Raw genomic sequence first — 15,820 nt, 5'->3', positions numbered from 1 at the left:
CCCACTCGCCGACCTGTGCGTCAAGCCGGGGGCACGGAGCGGGGGTTGGTCCCGCACACGCCGAAGGGCGGCGGTAGGATCACCGCCGCCCTTCGTACGCGTAAACGAGCGTCAGATCGCGCGTCCGGTCGCGAGGTCCTCGACCTCGTCGACGCCGACCACGGCGCCCGTGGTCCGCTTGCCGCGCCGGACCCGGCCCTCGATCCAGCTCGCGATGGTCGTGAGCAGGAAGTTCAGGATCACGAAGATCGCCGCGACGACGAGGAAGCTCGGGATCACGTTGGCGTAGTTGGCGGACAGCGTCTGCCGCGAGTTCAGCAGCTCGGTGAAGCCCAGCATCACACCGCCGAGGGCGGTGTCCTTCACGATGACGACGAGCTGGCTGACGATCGCCGGCAGCATCGCGGTCACCGCCTGCGGCAGCAGCACGATGGTCATCATCTGGCCCTTGCGCAGCCCGATCGCCTTCGCGGCCTCCGTCTGCCCCCGGGGCAGGGACAGGATGCCGGCCCGTACGATCTCGGCGAGCACCGAGGCGTTGTACAGCACCAGACCGGTGACCACGGCGTACAGCGGGCGCTGCTCGCTGCTGATGTCCGTGTACTTCACGTAGAACTGGCTGGCGAACAGCATGAGGAGCAGCACGGGGATCGCGCGGAAGAACTCCACGATCGTGCCGGCCACGGACCGCACCCACCGGTGGTCGGACAGGCGTGCGATACCGAACACCGCACCCAGCGGCAGCGCGATCACCATGGACAGCGCGGCGGCCTTCAGCGTGTTGGCGAGGCCGGGCAGCAGATACGTGGTCCAGGCCTCGGACGTCGTGAACGGCTTCCACATCACCGCCTCGAACTGGCCCTTGTCCTGCAGCTTGGCGATCGCCCACCAGCCGCCGAGGACCAGGAGGGCCAGGAAGACGACCGTATAGACGATGTTCCAGACCTTGGCCCGGGGCCCCGGTGTGTCGAACAGGACCGAACTCATCGCTTCACCGCCACTCGGTTGCTCAGCCAGCCGAGGAATAGCCCCAGCGGCATCGTCAGCACGATGAACCCGAAGGCGAACACGGCGCCGATGGCGACCAGCGCGGCCTCGTTCTCGATCATGCCCTTCATCAGGTACGCGGCCTCCGCGACACCGATCGTCGCCGCCACCGTGGTGTTCTTGGTGAGGGCGATCAGTACGTTGGCCAGCGGACCGACCACCGACCGGAACGCCTGCGGCAGCACGATCAGCGTGAGCACCTGGGTGAAGCTCAGCCCGATCGCCCGCGCCGCCTCCGCCTGGCCCTTGGGCACCGTGTTGATGCCCGAGCGCAGCGCCTCGCAGACGAACGCCGCCGTGTACGCCGACAGCCCGAAAACTGCCAGCCGGAAGTACTGCGACTTGACGTCGTCGGTGCCCGCGCCGAACGTCACCCCGTAGACATCGGCCAGCCCCAGTGCGCAGAACACGATGATCACCGTGAGCGGGGTGTTCCGCACGATGTTGACGTACACCGTGCCGAAGCCGCGCATCAGCGGGACGGGGCTCACCCGCATGCCGGCCAGGATCGTGCCCCAGACCAGCGAGAACAGGGCGGAGAACAGCGTGAGCTGCACCGTCACCCAGAATGCCCCGATCAGGTCGTAGCCTTCAAGGAAATCAAACACAAAACAGTCCGCATCCCGCGATCGCGCGTGTATGGATGGCAGGGCGCGCGGCCTCTTCGGCCGCGCGCCCCGGGCGGCCCGCCGAAAGCGGCGGGCGACGGATTACTTCAGCTGGCCGATCTGCGGCGCCGGCTCGAACTTGAAGTTCGCCGGGCCGAAGGCGTCGTCCATGACCTTCTGCCAGGTGCCGTCCGAGACCATCTTCTCGAGCGCAGTGTTGATCTGGGCCTTGAGGTCCGAGCCCTTCTTCACGCCGATGCCGTAGTTCTCGTTGGACAGGCTGAGGCCCGCCAGCTTGAACTTGCCCTTGTACTGCGACTGCGCGGCGTAGCCGGCGAGGATGGCGTTGTCGGTGGTCAGGGCGTCGACGACCTTGTTCTGCAGGGCGCCGATGCACTCCGAGTAGCCGCCGCGCTCGATGAGCTGCGCGTCCTTGGCGAAGTCGTTCTGCACGTTCTGCGCGGAGGTGGAACCGGTCACCGAGCACAGCTTCTTGGAGTTGAGGTCGGTGGCCTCGGTGATGCTGTTGTCGTCGGCGCGGATCAGCAGGTCCTGGTGGGCCAGGAAGTACGGGCCGGCGAAGTCGACCTTCTCCTCGCGCTCCGGGGTGATCGAGTAGGAGGCGACGATGAAGTCGACGTCACCGTTCGCCAGCGCGGTCTCGCGGTCCGCGCTCTTGGTCTCCTTGAACTCGATGTTCTTCTCGTCGTAGCCCAGCTGCTTGGCCACGTACTTGGCGGTCTCGACGTCGATACCGGAGAAGGAGCCGTCCGGCTCCTTCAGCCCGATGCCGGGCTGGTCGAACTTGATACCGACGGTGATCTTGCCCTTGCCGTCGCCGCCGGATCCCCCGGACCCGTTGTCGCCGTCGTCACCACCGCACGCACCGGCGGTGAGGGCGAGAACGGTCGCGATGGCGGCGGCGGCGCCGACCTTGCGGAAATTCATGGTGAACATCCCTTTGTCGTGAAGTTGACGTTGCCAGGCAGGTCAGTGGTGCAGGATCTTCGAGAGGAAGTCCCGAGCCCGGTCGCTGCGAGGGTTGGTGAAGAACTGGTCCGGCGTTGCCTCTTCGACGATCTGGCCATCAGCCATGAAGACGACGCGGTTGGCTGCCGAGCGGGCGAAGCCCATTTCGTGGGTGACGACGACCATGGTCATGCCGTCACGGGCGAGCTGCTGCATGACTTCCAGCACCTCGTTGATCATCTCCGGGTCCAGGGCCGAGGTGGGCTCGTCGAAGAGCATCACCTTCGGCTCCATCGCCAGCGCGCGGGCGATCGCCACACGCTGCTGCTGGCCGCCCGAGAGCTGCGCCGGGTACTTGTCGGCCTGGTTCCCGACACCGACCCGGTCGAGCAGTTGACGCGCCCGCTCCTCGACGGCGCGCTTGTCCGCCTTACGGACCTTGACCGGGCCCAGCATGACGTTCTGCAGCACCGTCTTGTGCGCGAAGAGGTTGAACGACTGGAACACCATGCCGACGTCGGCCCGCAGGTTCGCCAGGGCCTTGCCCTCCGCGGGGAGCGGCTTCCCGTCCAGCGTGATGGACCCGGAGTCGATCGTCTCCAGCCGGTTGATCGCACGGCACAGTGTCGACTTGCCCGAGCCCGAGGGACCGATCACCACGACGACCTCGCCGCGCGCGATCGACAGGTTGATGTCCTGGAGCACGTGCAGCGCGCCGAAATGCTTGTTGACGTTGTCCAGGACCACCAGCGGCTCGCCCACGGGTGCGGCGTCCTTGGTCACCGAAATCTCGGTCATCGGCCTAGCGCTCCATCCTCTTCGGTTGCCTGGACCTTAGTGACGCGCATTGAGGAGCGTCATTACATCTGAGGGGAAATTGAGCATAACGATCCGGCCGCAACCGGACACCAAGGGTCATTGGGGCACGCCTGAGAGTAGCGGTCACGTCATGGAAGCATGGGGGTAACGCGGAGGCACTTGACGGACGGGGCCGTACGGGGGCTGTATCACTGTCGGGTGTCCCGTGTACGCCGTACGTGTCCGCGTCAGGGATCCTTGGTGTGAGCCGCCGTCGCGGAAGGGAGAGCGGGTACGTGAAACTGTTGCTGGTCGAAGACGACGACCATGTCTCCGCCGCGCTCTCCGCCGTGCTGCGCCGGCACGGATTCGACGTCGGCACCGCCCGGGGCGGTGAGGAGGCGCTGCAGGAGCTGCTGCACGGCAGGCTCGCGCCGTTCGACGTCGTCCTCCTCGACCTCGGGCTGCCCGACCAGGACGGCTTCGAGGTGTGCGGACGGATCCGTAAGCTCACCAGCACCCCCGTGATCATGGTCACCGCCCGGGCGGACGTCCGGTCGCGGATCCACGGGCTCAACCTGGGGGCCGACGACTACGTAGTCAAGCCCTACGACACCGGAGAGCTGCTGGCGCGGATCCACGCCGTGGCCCGCCGGACGAGCGCCGAGGCCGAGCCGGACGGGCGGTCACCTGCGGATACGTACGAATCCCTGCGGCTCGGACCGCTCACCCTGCAGATTCCCACACGCCGGGTGCTGGTCAACGGCGAGGAGGTCGCGCTCACCCGAAAGGAGTTCGACCTTTTGGCCCTGCTGGCCCATCGCCCCGGTGTCGTCTTCCGGCGTGAGCAGATCATCAGCGAGGTCTGGCGCACCAGCTGGGAGGGCACCGGCCGCACCCTCGAGGTGCACGTCGCGTCGCTGCGCTCCAAGCTGCGCATGCCCGAACTGATCGAGACGGTACGGGGGGTCGGCTACCGGCTGGTCGCCCCGCCGCCCGCGGTCTGAGGGGCGAGAGTTTGCGCACCAGGCTTCTCCCGCTCCTCATCATGCTGATGGCGGGCATCCTGCTGGCCCTCGCCGTCCCGCTGGCCGAGCGGATCGCCCAGCAGGACCAGCAGCACGTGGTCGTCGACCGGATGGACGACATCGCCCGCTTCGCCTCGCTCGGGCTGTACGTCACCTCCCGCGAGGAGAGCGAGGCCAGCGCCGAGGAACGGGACCGGCGGCGCGCCCTGAAGCAGGAGCTGGAGAAGTACTACACCGTCTACGGCATCAAGGCGGGCGTCTTCTACCGCGACCGCGGGGAAATGGAGGCCGCCCCGACCTGGGACCCCACCGGCACCCCGGAGGGCGCCAGGGCCTTCGACGAGGCCCTGGCCAGCCGGCGCAGCCACGACCCCCGGCAGGTGTGGCCGTGGCAGTCGCGGCCGCTGACCGTCGCCTCCCCGATCGTGCGGGACGGCGACGTGGTCGCCGTGGTCGTCACCGAGTCGCCCACCGACAAGATGCGCCGGCGGATCCTCGTCGGCTGGCTGTGGCTGGCCGCCGGGATCGGCGCGGCCATGCTCGTCGGCGTCGCCGCCGCGTTCCGGCTCACCAGCTGGGTGCTGCGGCCGGTGCGCATCCTGGACAAGGCCACCCACGACATCGCCACCGGGCGGCTGAAGTCCCGGGTCGCGGCCTCCGGCGGGCCGCCGGAGCTGCAACGGCTGACGCGGTCCTTCAACGAGATGGCCGACAACGTCGAGGACGTGCTGGAGCAGCAGCGGGCGTTCGTCGCCGACGCCTCGCACCAGCTGCGCAACCCCCTGGCGGCGCTGCTGCTGCGGATCGAGCTGCTGAAGCTGGAGCTGCCGGAGGGCAACGAGGAGATCGCCTCCGTCCAGGCGGAGGGCAAGCGGCTGGCGGAGGTGCTGGACGATCTGCTCGGCCTGGCCCTCGCCGAGCACGCCACCGTCACCCCGCGGCTGACGGACGTCGCCGCCCTCGTCGACGAACGGATGGCCGCCTGGGGGCCGCTGGCGGCGGAGAAGGGCGTCGGTCTGGAGCGCGCGGGGAACGGCGCGGTCACCGGGTGGGCCGACGCGGTGGGGCTGTCCAGCGCGCTCGACGCGGTCATCGACAACGCGCTGAAGTTCACGCCCTCCGGCGGCACGGTCCAGGTCGCGGTCGCCGCCCGGGGGGACGAGGTCACGGTCGGCGTGGCGGACGGCGGACCGGGGCTGACGGAGGAGGAGCTGGCTCGCGTGGGGGACCGCTTCTGGCGCAGCGGGCGGCATCAGAACGTCAAGGGGTCGGGGCTGGGGCTGTCCATCGCGCGGTCCCTGCTGGCGGCCGGGGGCGGGCGGATCGCCTTTACGGCGAACGAGCCCCGCGGGCTGCGGGTGACCGTGACGGTGCCGCGGACGGAGCCCGCCGGGGACTGACGGTGCCGGCGGGAGGGACGTCGATTCACTCCTCCGTCGGAGTGCACCACCGCCGCGCCGCCCCGGCCCGCACACCGCCGGCTGGTACCCGTGTACCCCATGCGCGTACGCCCCCTCGCCCTCGTCGCCGCGGCCCTCGCCGTCCTCGCGGCCGCACCTCCCGCCGGCCGGCCCCTGGGCATCGGCGACACCCTCTTCCCCCAGCTGGGAAACCCCGGCTACGACGTCACCGCGTACGACCTGACGTTCCGCTACCCCGGGCGCAACGACACCCCCATGCAGGCCGACACCAAGATCACCGCACGGGCCACGGACACCCTGGAGCGGTTCAACCTCGACTTCACCCGGGGCGCCGTCCGCTCCCTCACCGTCGACGGCGAACCCGCCGCCTTCAGCACGGCGGGCGAGGACCTGGTCGTCCGCCCCGCGCACACCGTCGAACGCGGCGCCACGTTCCGGATCGACGTCCGCCACACCAGCGAGCCGGCGCGCGGGGAGGGCGCCGGCTGGGTCCGTACCGCCGACGGACTCGCCATGGCCAACCAGGCCGACGCCGCCCACCGCGTCTTCCCCTGCAACGACCATCCCTCCGACAAGGCCCTCTTCACCTTCCGGATCGACGCCCCCGCCGGCTACACGGTCGTCGCCAACGGCCTCCCCGCCGGCGAACCGTCGAACGGCCGCTGGACCTACCGCAGCCCCCACCCGATGGCGACCGAACTGGCGCAGATCTCCGTCGGCCGCTCCGCCGTGCTCACCGGCGAGGGCCCGCACGGACTGCCGCTGCGCCACGTCGTACCCGCCGCCGACCGCGAACGGCTGCGCGCGGCCGTCGACCTCACCGCCGGCCATCTGGAGTGGATGGAGGAGCGCGTGGGCCGCTACCCCTTCGAGACGTACGGGGTGCTCGCCGCCGACGCCGGCATCGGCTACGCCCTGGAGACCCAGACGCTGTCCCTCTTCGACCGCGGCCTGCTCGCCCGCGCCTCGGACGGGTCGTACGAGGCGAGCGTGATGGTGCACGAACTGGCCCACCAGTGGTTCGGCGACAGCGTCAGCCCCCGCCGCTGGACCGACCTGTGGCTCAACGAGGGCCACGCCACCTGGTACGAGGCCCTGTACGCCGACGACAAGGGCCAGGAGGACCTCGAGGAGCGGATGGCCGCGGCGTACCGCCAGTCGGACGCCTGGCGCGCCCAGGGCGGCCCCCCGGCGGCGATCAAGAGCCCCGGGAAGGGGAAGCTCGGCATCTTCCGGCCCAACGTGTACGACGGCAGCGCGCTCGTCCTGTACGCCCTGCGCCAGGAGATCGGCGACGACGCCTTCCAGCGCCTCGAACGGCAGTGGGTCACCCGCTACGCCGGGCGCACGGCCGGCACCGCCGACTTCACCGCCCTCGCGTCCGAGGTCGCCGGACGGGACCTGACGGCGTTCCTGCGCCCCTGGCTGTACGACACGAGGACCCCGCCCATGCCGGGGCACCCCGGCTGGCGGTCCGGCGCGTAATACGGGTGACGGCCGTGCGGCGGCATGGGACCATCGTCAGGTCGGCGGCGCGGCCGGCGGAGGGGAATCCTCCGCACCGGCGAAGCGTTTCATCCGACGGAGCAGCTTCGGCTGTACCCGAAGTATCCATTCCAACGTAAGGATCCGATTGACCTCCCCTTCTTCCCTTCCCCAGGACGACCAGCGCCTCGAGACGAACCGAGCCGACGCCCTGATGGAAGAGGACGCGGCCTGGAGTCTCGGAGACGACAGCAGGGACGGCGAGCAGTTCGAGCGCGAGGAGCGCGCGGCGCTGCGCCGCGTGGCCGGTCTGTCCACCGAGCTCGAGGACGTCACCGAGGTCGAGTACCGGCAGCTCCGCCTGGAGCGCGTCGTACTCGTCGGCGTGTGGACGTCCGGCACCGCACAGGACGCTGACAACTCCCTCGCGGAGCTCGCCGCGCTCGCCGAGACGGCCGGCGCGCTGGTCCTCGACGGCCTGGTCCAGCGGCGCGACAAGCCCGACCCGGCGACGTTCATCGGCTCCGGCAAGGCTGCCGAGCTGCGGGACATCGTCCTGGAGTCCGGCGCCGACACCGTCGTGTGCGACGGTGAGCTGAGCCCAGGCCAGCTCATCCACCTCGAGGACGTCGTCAAGGTCAAGGTGATCGACCGGACCGCCCTGATCCTCGACATCTTCGCCCAGCACGCCAAGTCCCGTGAGGGCAAGGCGCAGGTGGCGCTGGCCCAGATGCAGTACATGCTGCCGCGGCTGCGCGGCTGGGGTCAGTCCCTGTCCCGCCAGATGGGCGGCGGCAAGGGCGGCGGCCTGGCCACCCGTGGTCCCGGTGAGACCAAGATCGAGACGGACCGGCGGCGGATCCGCGAGAAGATGGCGAAGATGCGCCGGGAGATCGCGGACATGAAGACCGGCCGCGAGATCAAGCGCCAGGAGCGCCGGCGGCACAAGGTGCCCTCCGTCGCCATCGCCGGCTACACCAACGCGGGCAAGTCCTCGCTGCTCAACCGGCTCACCGGCGCGGGCGTTCTGGTGGAGAACGCGCTGTTCGCCACCCTCGACCCGACGGTCCGCCGGGCGGAGACGCCCACCGGGCGGGTCTACACCCTCGCCGACACCGTCGGATTCGTCCGGCATCTGCCGCACCACCTGGTCGAGGCGTTCCGCTCCACGATGGAGGAGGTCGGCGACTCCGACCTGATCCTGCACGTGGTCGACGGCTCGCACCCCGACCCGGAGGAGCAGCTCGCCGCCGTCCGTGAGGTGATCCGCGACGTCGGGGCGCAGGACGTGCCCGAGATCGTCGTGATCAACAAGGCGGACGCGGCCGACCCGCACGTCATGGCGCGGCTGCTGCGGATCGAGAAGCACGCGATCGCGGTGTCCGCCCGTACCGGCCAGGGGATCCCCGAGCTGCTCGCCATGATCGACGAGGAGCTGCCGCGGCCGCGGATCGAGCTGACGGCCGTCGTGCCGTACACGCACGGCGGTCTGGTCTCGCGGGTGCATGCCGAGGGCGAGGTCCTCTCCGAGGAGCACACCGCGGAGGGCACGATGCTGAAGGCCCGTGTCCACGAGGAACTGGCGGCGGAGCTGGAGCCGTTCGCCGCCTGAGCACCCTGTCCGGTTCGTTCGGTACGAGCCCCGCCCGCCGCGGGCGGGGCCTCGTCGTTGTGGAGACCCCATGAGCACCTTGCTGTCGCTGTACGACGCCCAGATGCGCCGCGAAGCCCCGCCGACCGCTCCCGGCGTGCGCGTGGACCGGAGCGCGACCGTGGTCCGCCAGACGGGCGGTCAGGGGGACTGGAACGGGGTGCTGTGGTCGGACCTCACGGCGGAGACCGCCGACGCGGAGATAGCCGCCCAGGTGGCGCACTACGCCGCGCGGGGCCTGCCGTTCGAGTGGAAGCTGTACGCCCACGACGCCCCGCGGGACCTCGCGAACCGGCTGCGGGCGGCGGGATTCGTCCCGGAGCCGGCGGAGGCCCTGCTGGTCGCGGAGACCTCGGCGCTGCCCACGGAGGTGCCGGTGCCGCCCGGCGTCGAGCTGCTTCCGGTCACCGACGCGGCGACCGTGGAGCTGGCCGTCAGGGTCCGCGAGGCTGCCTTCGGCACCCCGGGGGACGCCCTGCGCCACCAGCTCCTGACCCAGCTCGCCGAGTCCCCGTCCACACCGCCGGCGGTGGTCGCGGTGGCAGACGGCGTCCCGCTCAGCTCGGCTCGTCTGGAACTCCCCCCGGACCGCGACTTCGCGGGCCTGTGGGGAGGCGGCACGATCCCGGCCTGGCGGGGGAGGGGCCTCTACCGCGCACTGGTGGCGTACCGCACGCGGATCGCTTCCTCGCGGGGATACCGCTACCTGCAGGTGGACGCGCTCCCGACGAGCGAACCGATCCTGACGCGCCTGGGCTTCACCCGTCTGTCGACGACGACGCCGTACGTGTACGGGGAGGCGTAGACACGGGGCAGGGGTCCCTCCGGCAGAGTTGTCCGGCAAGTCCGGAGAAATCCCGGCATCCTGGCGCCAAAAGGACCCAATTCCAGCCCGTCCGGCGTTTGAGGACTTCGCGCGAAGCGCCGAAACGCGCCGCAGGCGCTGGCGCGACCGCACCTCCGTCAGGAGACGGAACACCCTCCGGCGGGCTCGGCGGATGCCGCAGGAACCCCCACGGTAGGCAACCCCAGCATCACGCCCTGCGACCGGGGCGCGGCCGTCCGCGCCTCCCAGGCGTCCCCCGACCGCGTCCGCCGCACGGCCAACGCCTCACCCTCCGCCAGGAGATGATGCGGCGCCGCATACGTCACCGCGACGGTGACCATGTCCCCGGGCCGCACCGGCGACGACGGCCGCGCGAAATGAACCAGCCGGTTGTCGGGCGCCCGCCCGGACAACCGCCGCGTCGCGTCGTCCTTGCGCCCCTCGCCCTCGGCGACCATCACCTCGACGACCCGCCCGACCTGCTTCTTGTTCTCCGCCCAGGAGATCTCCTCCTGCAGCGCCACCAGCCGGTCGTACCGCTCCTGCACGACGGCCTTCGGAATCTGACCGTCCATCGAGGCCGCCGGCGTCCCCGGCCGCTTCGAGTACTGGAAGGTGTACGCCTGCGCGAACCGGGCCTCCCGCACCACGTGCAGCGTCTGCTCGAAGTCCTCCTCGGTCTCCCCGGGGAAGCCCACGATGATGTCCGTCGAGATCGCGGCGTCCGGCATCGCCGCCCGCACCTTCTCGATGATCCCGAGATACCGCTCCTGCCGGTACGACCGCCGCATCGCCCTCAGCACGGTGTCGGAGCCCGACTGCAGCGGCATGTGCAGCTGATGCATCACGTTCGGCGTCTGCGCCATCGCCTCGATCACGTCGTCCGTGAAGTCCTTCGGATGCGGGGAGGTGAACCGCACCCGCTCGAGCCCCTCGACCGACCCGCACGCCCGCAGCAGCTTGCCGAACGCCTGCCGGTCACCGATGTCGGACCCGTACGCGTTGACGTTCTGCCCCAGCAGGGTGATCTCCGAGACGCCCTCGGCGACCAGCGCCTCGACCTCGGCGAGGATGTCGCCGGGCCGGCGGTCCTTCTCCTTGCCGCGCAGCGCCGGCACGATGCAGAACGTGCAGGTGTTGTTGCACCCCACGGAGATCGACACCCAGGCCGCGTACGCCGACTCGCGCCGCGTCGGCAGCGTGGAGGGGAACGCCTCCAGCGACTCGGCGATCTCGACCTGCGCCTCGCGCGCCAGGCGCGCCCGCTCCAGCAGGACGGGCAGCTTTCCCACGTTGTGCGTGCCGAACACCACGTCGACCCACGGCGCCCGCTTCACGATGGTGTCGCGGTCCTTCTGCGCGAGGCAGCCGCCCACCGCGATCTGCATCCCGGGGTGGGCGGCCTTCTGCGGCGCCAGCTGCCCCAGATTGCCGTACAGCTTGTTGTCGGCGTTCTCCCGCACCGCGCAGGTGTTGAAGACCACCACGTCCGCCACATCGGCGTCCTTCGGCGCGCGGACGTAGCCGGCGGCCTCCAGCAGGCCCGCCATCCGCTCGCTGTCATGAACGTTCATCTGACAGCCGTGGGTCTTGACCGTGTACGTGCGCTGGAGCTGCTCCGACATGCCAGTGATCATCCAAACGGGGTCAGGGTGCCTGAAGGCCGCGGGCTGACGTCAGAGGGCGGCCGAGTGTCCAGTTTAAGGCTCCGGGCGGCAGATCCATTCCGAACGGTCACCCCGCTTCCGGCGGCACCCGCATTACGATCCCTTGCATGCTTACGTCCCCGACCGGCACCGGCCGTCGTCGCGCGATCCGCGCGGTGGCGGCGGCCGTCGTCGCGCTCGCCCTGCTGCTGTGGTGGCTGCTGCCCGGCGGCGGCACCCGCCCCAGGGGGAAGGTGACCTTCGCCACGGGCGTGGGGCACGGGGTGTACGCCAAGTACGGCGAACTGCTCGAGGGGGGCATCAGCGAGGACTTCCCCGGGCTCGACGTCCGGCTGGTGTCCAGCGAGGGCTCCGTCGACAACGTGCAGAAGGTCGCGGGCGGCCGCGCGGACTTCGCGATCGCCGCCGCCGACGCCGTCGCCCAGTACCAGGCCGACGAGGAGCCCGGCTACGGCGACCTGCGGGCCCTCGCCCGGCTGTACGACGACTACATCCAGCTGGTGGTGCCCGCCGGCTCGGACATCCACCGGGCGCAGGACCTGGCGGGCAAGCGGGTCGGCGTGGGCCAGGACAAGTCCGGTGTGCAGCTCATCGCCCGCCGGCTGCTGCAGGCCGCCGAGCTCGACATGAACCGCGACCTCGACGCCGTACGGGTGCCCATCGGCACGATGACGGAGCAGCTGCAGGAGCGACGCCTCGACGCCTTCTTCTGGTCCGGGGGTCTTCCCACCGCGGCGGTGACGGAACTCGGCAATCGCACCCGGATCCGGTTCGTGCCGCTGAACAACCTCCTCGGCCCGCTGCACAAGCAGAGCGAGTCCGCGCACTATTACCGCTCCGCCGTGATGCCCGCCGACGCCTATCCGGCCCTGCGCAACGCGAAGGCGGTGTCGACGATCGCGGTGGCGAACCTGCTGATCACCACCGCCGGGGCCGACTCGGACATCACGGAGGCGATCACCCGCGAGGTGATAGGCCAGCGCGACGAGATCGCCCGGCGGGTCCACGCCGCCCAGCTGGTCGACCAGCGCACCGCCGTCTTCACCGACCCCCTGGAGCTGCACGAGGGCGCCCAGCGGTACTACCGCGACGAGAAGCCCTGACCCGCACTCACCGCAGCCGCGACCGCACCCCGCGCGGCGGCGCCCCCGGCCCGGCCGCGCACTGTGCCCGCGACACGTCGTACACCCCCGGGACCCGGCGCATGGCCCGCATGAGCGTCTGCAGCCGCGCCGGGTCGCGCAGCCGCACGGTGTACGTGTGCCGCACCCGCTGCTCGCGCGGCGGCTCGACGTCCGCCGCCACGATCGCCGCGCCCTCCGCCGCGATGGCCTCCGTCAGGTCCGCCAGCAGATGCGCGCGGACGAACGCCTCCGCGTACAGCGTCACCCGCAGGTCCGCCTCCCCGTCGCGCCACCGCACCGCCACCGGCTCACGGCCGGCCGTCGTCATCCGGGTCACCGTCGAGCACTGCACCCGGTGCACCGCCACCGCGCCGCCGCGCACCTCGAAACCGGTCACCGCGTCCGGCGGTACGGGCGTACAGCAGCGCGCGAGGCGGACGGCCGCCCCGGGGAGGTCCGCGACGGCGGGCTCCCGGCCGGCGGGGCCCGGGTCCGGGGGGACGGCGGCCGGCGGCGGGGGGATGCGGGTGGGGTGCCGGTCGGCGTCCGGCGCGGTGGGGTGAGCGGCGAGCCACCGGGTGATGGAGATCCGCGCGGCGGGCGTCTGGGCGTGCTCCAGCCACTCCGGGGAGGGACCCGAGGCGGGCTCGGGGGATCCCGGTTCGGATTCCGGCTCGGGGGACAGCAGCAGATGCAGGGTGTCGCCGTCCGCCAGCGCGGTCCCCATACCGGCGAGCCGGCCGTTCACGCGCGCGCCCACGCACGCGTGCGCGTCCTCCCCGTGCGCGGCGTACGCGGCGTCCACGCAGGTTGCCCCCTCCGCCAGCCGCAGCACCGTGCCGCGGTCGGAGAACACCGTGATCTCCCGGTCGGGCGCGAGGTCCTCGCGCAGCGCCGTCCAGAAGGTGTCCGGGTCGGGCGCCGCCCGCTGCCAGTCCAGCAGCCGCCGCAGCCACTCGCCGACCGGCCCGCCGCCGCCGTCGGGGCTGCCGAGGGCGATCACCCCCGCCTCCGCGACCCGGTGCATCCGGTGGGTGCGGACGAGCGTCTCCACGACCAGCCCGCGCGACTCGGCGACCGCTGTGTGCAGCGACTGGTACAGGTTGTACTTCGGCACGGCGATGAAGTCCTTGAACTCCGAGATCACCGGCGTGAAACAGGTGTGCAGCTCCCCCAGCACGGCGTAGCAGTCCGCGTCCTCCGGCACGAGCACGAGTAACCGCGCGTAGTCGGCGCCGCTCAGCGCGCCGCGCCGCAGCAGCGCCCGGTGCACGGACACCACGTGCCGGGGCCGCACCAGCACCTCGGCGGCGATGTCCGCCTCCCGCAGCAGCGTGCGCAGCTCGTCCGCCGTCCGCTCCAGCGGGTCGGGCGCGGCGTGGTGCGCCAGCACCAGGTCGCGGGTGGACGCGTACTCCTCGGGATGCAGGACGGCGAAGACCAGGTCCTCCAGCTCCGTCTTCAGCGTCTGTACGCCCAGCCGCTCGGCCAGCGGGATGAGCACGTCCCGGGTCACCGTCGCGATGCGCACCTGCTTCTCCCGGCGCATCACCCCCAGGGTGCGCATGTTGTGCAGCCGGTCGGCGAGCTTGATGGCCATCACCCGCACGTCGCTGCCGGTCGCCACCAGCATCTTGCGGAACGTCTCCGGCTCGGCCGCAGCCCCGTAGTCGACCTTCTCCAGCTTGGTGACGCCGTCGACGAGATAGCGCACCCCCGCGCCGAACTCCGCCTCGACCTGCTCCAGCGTGACGTCCGTGTCCTCGACCGTGTCGTGCAGCAGGGAGGCGGTCAACGTCATGGTTTCCGCGCCCAGTTCGGCGAGGATCAGGGTGACGGCGAGCGGATGGGTGATGAACGGGCCGCCGGCCTTGCGCGTCTGCCCCCGGTGCGACTCCTCCGCCAGCGCGTAGGCGCGGGCCAGGACGGCCGTGTCGGCGTCCGGGAAGTACGAGCGATGGGTCTTCGCCACATGCTCCAGGGCGTCCGGCAGCCGGTCACGCCCGCCGGTACCGATCAGCGCCGCCGCGCGGCCGATCCGCCGCAGATCGAGCCGGGGGAGTCCGCGTCTGCCGCCTCTGGACGGGGCGGGATCCACGGCGTCCGCGCTGGCCTCTGCGCTCAAGGGGGGCACCTCCGGCAGTCCGACCGGCCGATGCGGTCCGCGGCGGCGACGGCCGCCCGTTCCGCGGGGGACGACCCCGGTGCCGGTGATTGATGGTACCGACCTCATCACGCACGGCGACGGAGCTCCGGCGGAGCCCGGCGGCTGTCACCCGTTCGTGGGACGGCGGCCGGGGCGGACGACGGAGCGCGCCGCGAGGGCGCTACAGCCAGCCGGCGACCGTGGTGCCCTCGGCGAGGATCACCGCCGGTCCGGTCATCTCGACGGTGCCGTCCGGATGCTCGGTGACGACCAGACGTCCGCCCGGGACATCGACGGTGTACGTCTCGGGCCGCCCGGTGACCGCCGGGTCGACGCCGTCGCGGCGGGCGGCGGCGACCATCACCGCGCAGGCCCCCGTACCGCAGGAGCGGGTCTCGCCGGAGCCCCGTTCGTGCACCCGCATCGCCACGTGGCGCGGACCGCGGTCCACGACGAACTCCACGTTCACACCGTCCGGATAGGCGCCGGCGGGGGAGTACCCGGGGGCGTCGTACAGCTTCCCGGCGTCCGCCAGGTCCGCCACGAAGGCCACCGCGTGCGGATTGCCCATGCCCACGTTGCGGGCCGGCCACGAGCGGCCGTCCACCGACACGGTGACCTCACCGTCCGGCAGCGTCGCGGCGCCCATCCGCACGGTGACGTCGCCGTCCTTCGCCAGATGCACCCGCCGCACCCCGGCCCGGGTCGCGACCGCCAGCTCACCGGCCTCCGCATGGCCCGCCCGCTGCAGATAGCGGGCGAAGACCCGGACGCCGTTGCCGCACATCTCGGCGATCGATCCGTCGGCGTTGCGGTAGTCCATGAACCACTCGGCCTCGTCCGCCATCCCCCGCGCCTCGGGGTGCGCGGCGGAACGTACGACCCGCAGCACCCCGTCCGCGCCGATACCGGCCCGCCGGTCGCACAGCCGGGCGACGGCGGCGGGCGACAGGTCGATCAGGCCGTCGGGGTCGGGAACGATCACGAAGTCGTTCTCGGTGCCGTGGCCCTTGAGGAAACGCAGCGGGGGGGAGGTCGTGGAGGTCACGG

13 protein-coding genes are annotated in these 15,820 nt (G+C 71.4%); 6 read left to right on the top strand and 7 right to left on the bottom strand.

What is annotated here, in order from left to right; all coding sequences use genetic code 11:
* Positions 1 to 111: 111 nt before the first annotated feature.
* The 4 genes from SRB5_RS27850 to SRB5_RS27835 form a co-directional block, all read right to left on the bottom strand.
* Complete coding sequence (locus tag SRB5_RS27850; RefSeq protein ID WP_153456209.1) at positions 112 to 987, bottom strand: amino acid ABC transporter permease; 876 nt, start codon at positions 985 to 987, stop codon at positions 112 to 114.
* The gene (locus tag SRB5_RS27845) at positions 984 to 1,655 is read right to left on the bottom strand and encodes an amino acid ABC transporter permease (protein ID WP_323378599.1); all 672 of its coding nucleotides are present in this window, start codon (positions 1,653 to 1,655) and stop codon (positions 984 to 986) included. Before SRB5_RS27845 ends, SRB5_RS27850 begins: the two co-directional genes overlap by 4 nt.
* Positions 1,656 to 1,757: 102 nt before the next feature.
* Positions 1,758 to 2,603 (bottom strand): glutamate ABC transporter substrate-binding protein, encoded by an 846-nt coding sequence (locus SRB5_RS27840; protein WP_153456207.1) that lies wholly within the window; start codon positions 2,601 to 2,603, stop codon positions 1,758 to 1,760.
* A 42-nt stretch (positions 2,604 to 2,645) separates the two neighbouring features.
* The gene (locus SRB5_RS27835) at positions 2,646 to 3,422 is read right to left on the bottom strand and encodes an amino acid ABC transporter ATP-binding protein (protein ID WP_153456206.1); all 777 of its coding nucleotides are present in this window, start codon (positions 3,420 to 3,422) and stop codon (positions 2,646 to 2,648) included.
* Between the two features lie 296 nt (positions 3,423 to 3,718).
* On the opposite strand from SRB5_RS27835, the gene SRB5_RS27830 reads away from it, so the two are divergent.
* The 5 genes from SRB5_RS27830 (at position 3,719) to SRB5_RS27810 (ending at position 9,812) form a co-directional block, all read left to right on the top strand.
* Entirely contained in the window at positions 3,719 to 4,429 is a 711-nt protein-coding gene (locus SRB5_RS27830; RefSeq protein WP_323378598.1) for a response regulator transcription factor, read from the top strand.
* An 11-nt stretch (positions 4,430 to 4,440) separates the two neighbouring features.
* The gene (locus SRB5_RS27825; protein WP_153456205.1) at positions 4,441 to 5,850 is read left to right on the top strand and encodes a sensor histidine kinase; all 1,410 of its coding nucleotides are present in this window, start codon (positions 4,441 to 4,443) and stop codon (positions 5,848 to 5,850) included.
* A 99-nt stretch (positions 5,851 to 5,949) separates the two neighbouring features.
* Entirely contained in the window at positions 5,950 to 7,356 is a 1,407-nt protein-coding gene (locus SRB5_RS27820; RefSeq protein ID WP_153456204.1) for a M1 family metallopeptidase, read from the top strand.
* Between the two features lie 148 nt (positions 7,357 to 7,504).
* On the top strand, positions 7,505 to 8,968 hold the full coding sequence (gene hflX, locus SRB5_RS27815) for a GTPase HflX (protein WP_153456203.1): 1,464 nt from the start codon (positions 7,505 to 7,507) through the stop codon (positions 8,966 to 8,968).
* A gap of 70 nt (positions 8,969 to 9,038) precedes the next feature.
* Positions 9,039 to 9,812 carry a GNAT family N-acetyltransferase gene (locus SRB5_RS27810; protein ID WP_153456202.1) on the top strand — a complete coding sequence of 258 codons (774 nt, stop codon included), beginning with the start codon at positions 9,039 to 9,041 and terminating at the stop codon, positions 9,810 to 9,812.
* 158 nt (positions 9,813 to 9,970) lie between these two features.
* On the opposite strand, the gene miaB is transcribed toward SRB5_RS27810, so the two are convergent.
* Positions 9,971 to 11,458, bottom strand: a complete 1,488-nt coding sequence (gene miaB, locus SRB5_RS27805) for a tRNA (N6-isopentenyl adenosine(37)-C2)-methylthiotransferase MiaB (protein WP_153456201.1) — start codon at positions 11,456 to 11,458, stop codon at positions 9,971 to 9,973.
* Positions 11,459 to 11,607: 149 nt separating this feature from the next.
* Between miaB and SRB5_RS27800 the strand changes: the two genes are divergently transcribed.
* The gene (locus SRB5_RS27800; RefSeq protein WP_153456200.1) at positions 11,608 to 12,603 is read left to right on the top strand and encodes a TAXI family TRAP transporter solute-binding subunit; all 996 of its coding nucleotides are present in this window, start codon (positions 11,608 to 11,610) and stop codon (positions 12,601 to 12,603) included.
* 7 nt (positions 12,604 to 12,610) lie between these two features.
* Here SRB5_RS27800 and SRB5_RS27795 read toward each other — a convergent pair whose 3' ends face one another.
* Both SRB5_RS27795 and dapF read right to left on the bottom strand, forming a co-directional pair.
* Positions 12,611 to 14,749, bottom strand: coding sequence for a RelA/SpoT family protein (locus tag SRB5_RS27795; protein WP_228390503.1), 2,139 nt, complete (start codon positions 14,747 to 14,749; stop codon positions 12,611 to 12,613).
* A gap of 202 nt (positions 14,750 to 14,951) precedes the next feature.
* Positions 14,952 to 15,818 carry a diaminopimelate epimerase gene (gene dapF, locus SRB5_RS27790; RefSeq protein WP_323378597.1) on the bottom strand — a complete coding sequence of 289 codons (867 nt, stop codon included), beginning with the start codon at positions 15,816 to 15,818 and terminating at the stop codon, positions 14,952 to 14,954.
* Positions 15,819 to 15,820 lie beyond the last annotated feature (2 nt).

The sequence above is a fragment of the Streptomyces smaragdinus genome (genome assembly GCF_009604385.1).
Classification (GTDB): Bacteria; Actinomycetota; Actinomycetes; order Streptomycetales; family Streptomycetaceae; genus Streptomyces; species Streptomyces smaragdinus.
This window is presented reverse-complemented; position numbering and strand designations above follow the sequence as displayed.

Bases quoted from the DNA above. Each gene is read 5' to 3' on its own strand.
- SRB5_RS27840 (WP_153456207.1), bottom strand. From the start codon at position 2,603: ATGAATTTCCGCAAGGTCGGCGCCGCCGCCGCCATCGCGACCGTTCTC.
- SRB5_RS27800 (WP_153456200.1), top strand. From the start codon at position 11,608: ATGCTTACGTCCCCGACCGGCACCGGCCGTCGTCGCGCGATCCGCGCG.
- SRB5_RS27835 (WP_153456206.1), bottom strand. From the start codon at position 3,422: ATGACCGAGATTTCGGTGACCAAGGACGCCGCACCCGTGGGCGAGCCG.
- SRB5_RS27850 (WP_153456209.1), bottom strand. From the start codon at position 987: ATGAGTTCGGTCCTGTTCGACACACCGGGGCCCCGGGCCAAGGTCTGG.
- SRB5_RS27810 (WP_153456202.1), top strand. From the start codon at position 9,039: ATGAGCACCTTGCTGTCGCTGTACGACGCCCAGATGCGCCGCGAAGCC.
- miaB (WP_153456201.1), bottom strand. From the start codon at position 11,458: ATGTCGGAGCAGCTCCAGCGCACGTACACGGTCAAGACCCACGGCTGT.
- SRB5_RS27820 (WP_153456204.1), top strand. From the start codon at position 5,950: ATGCGCGTACGCCCCCTCGCCCTCGTCGCCGCGGCCCTCGCCGTCCTC.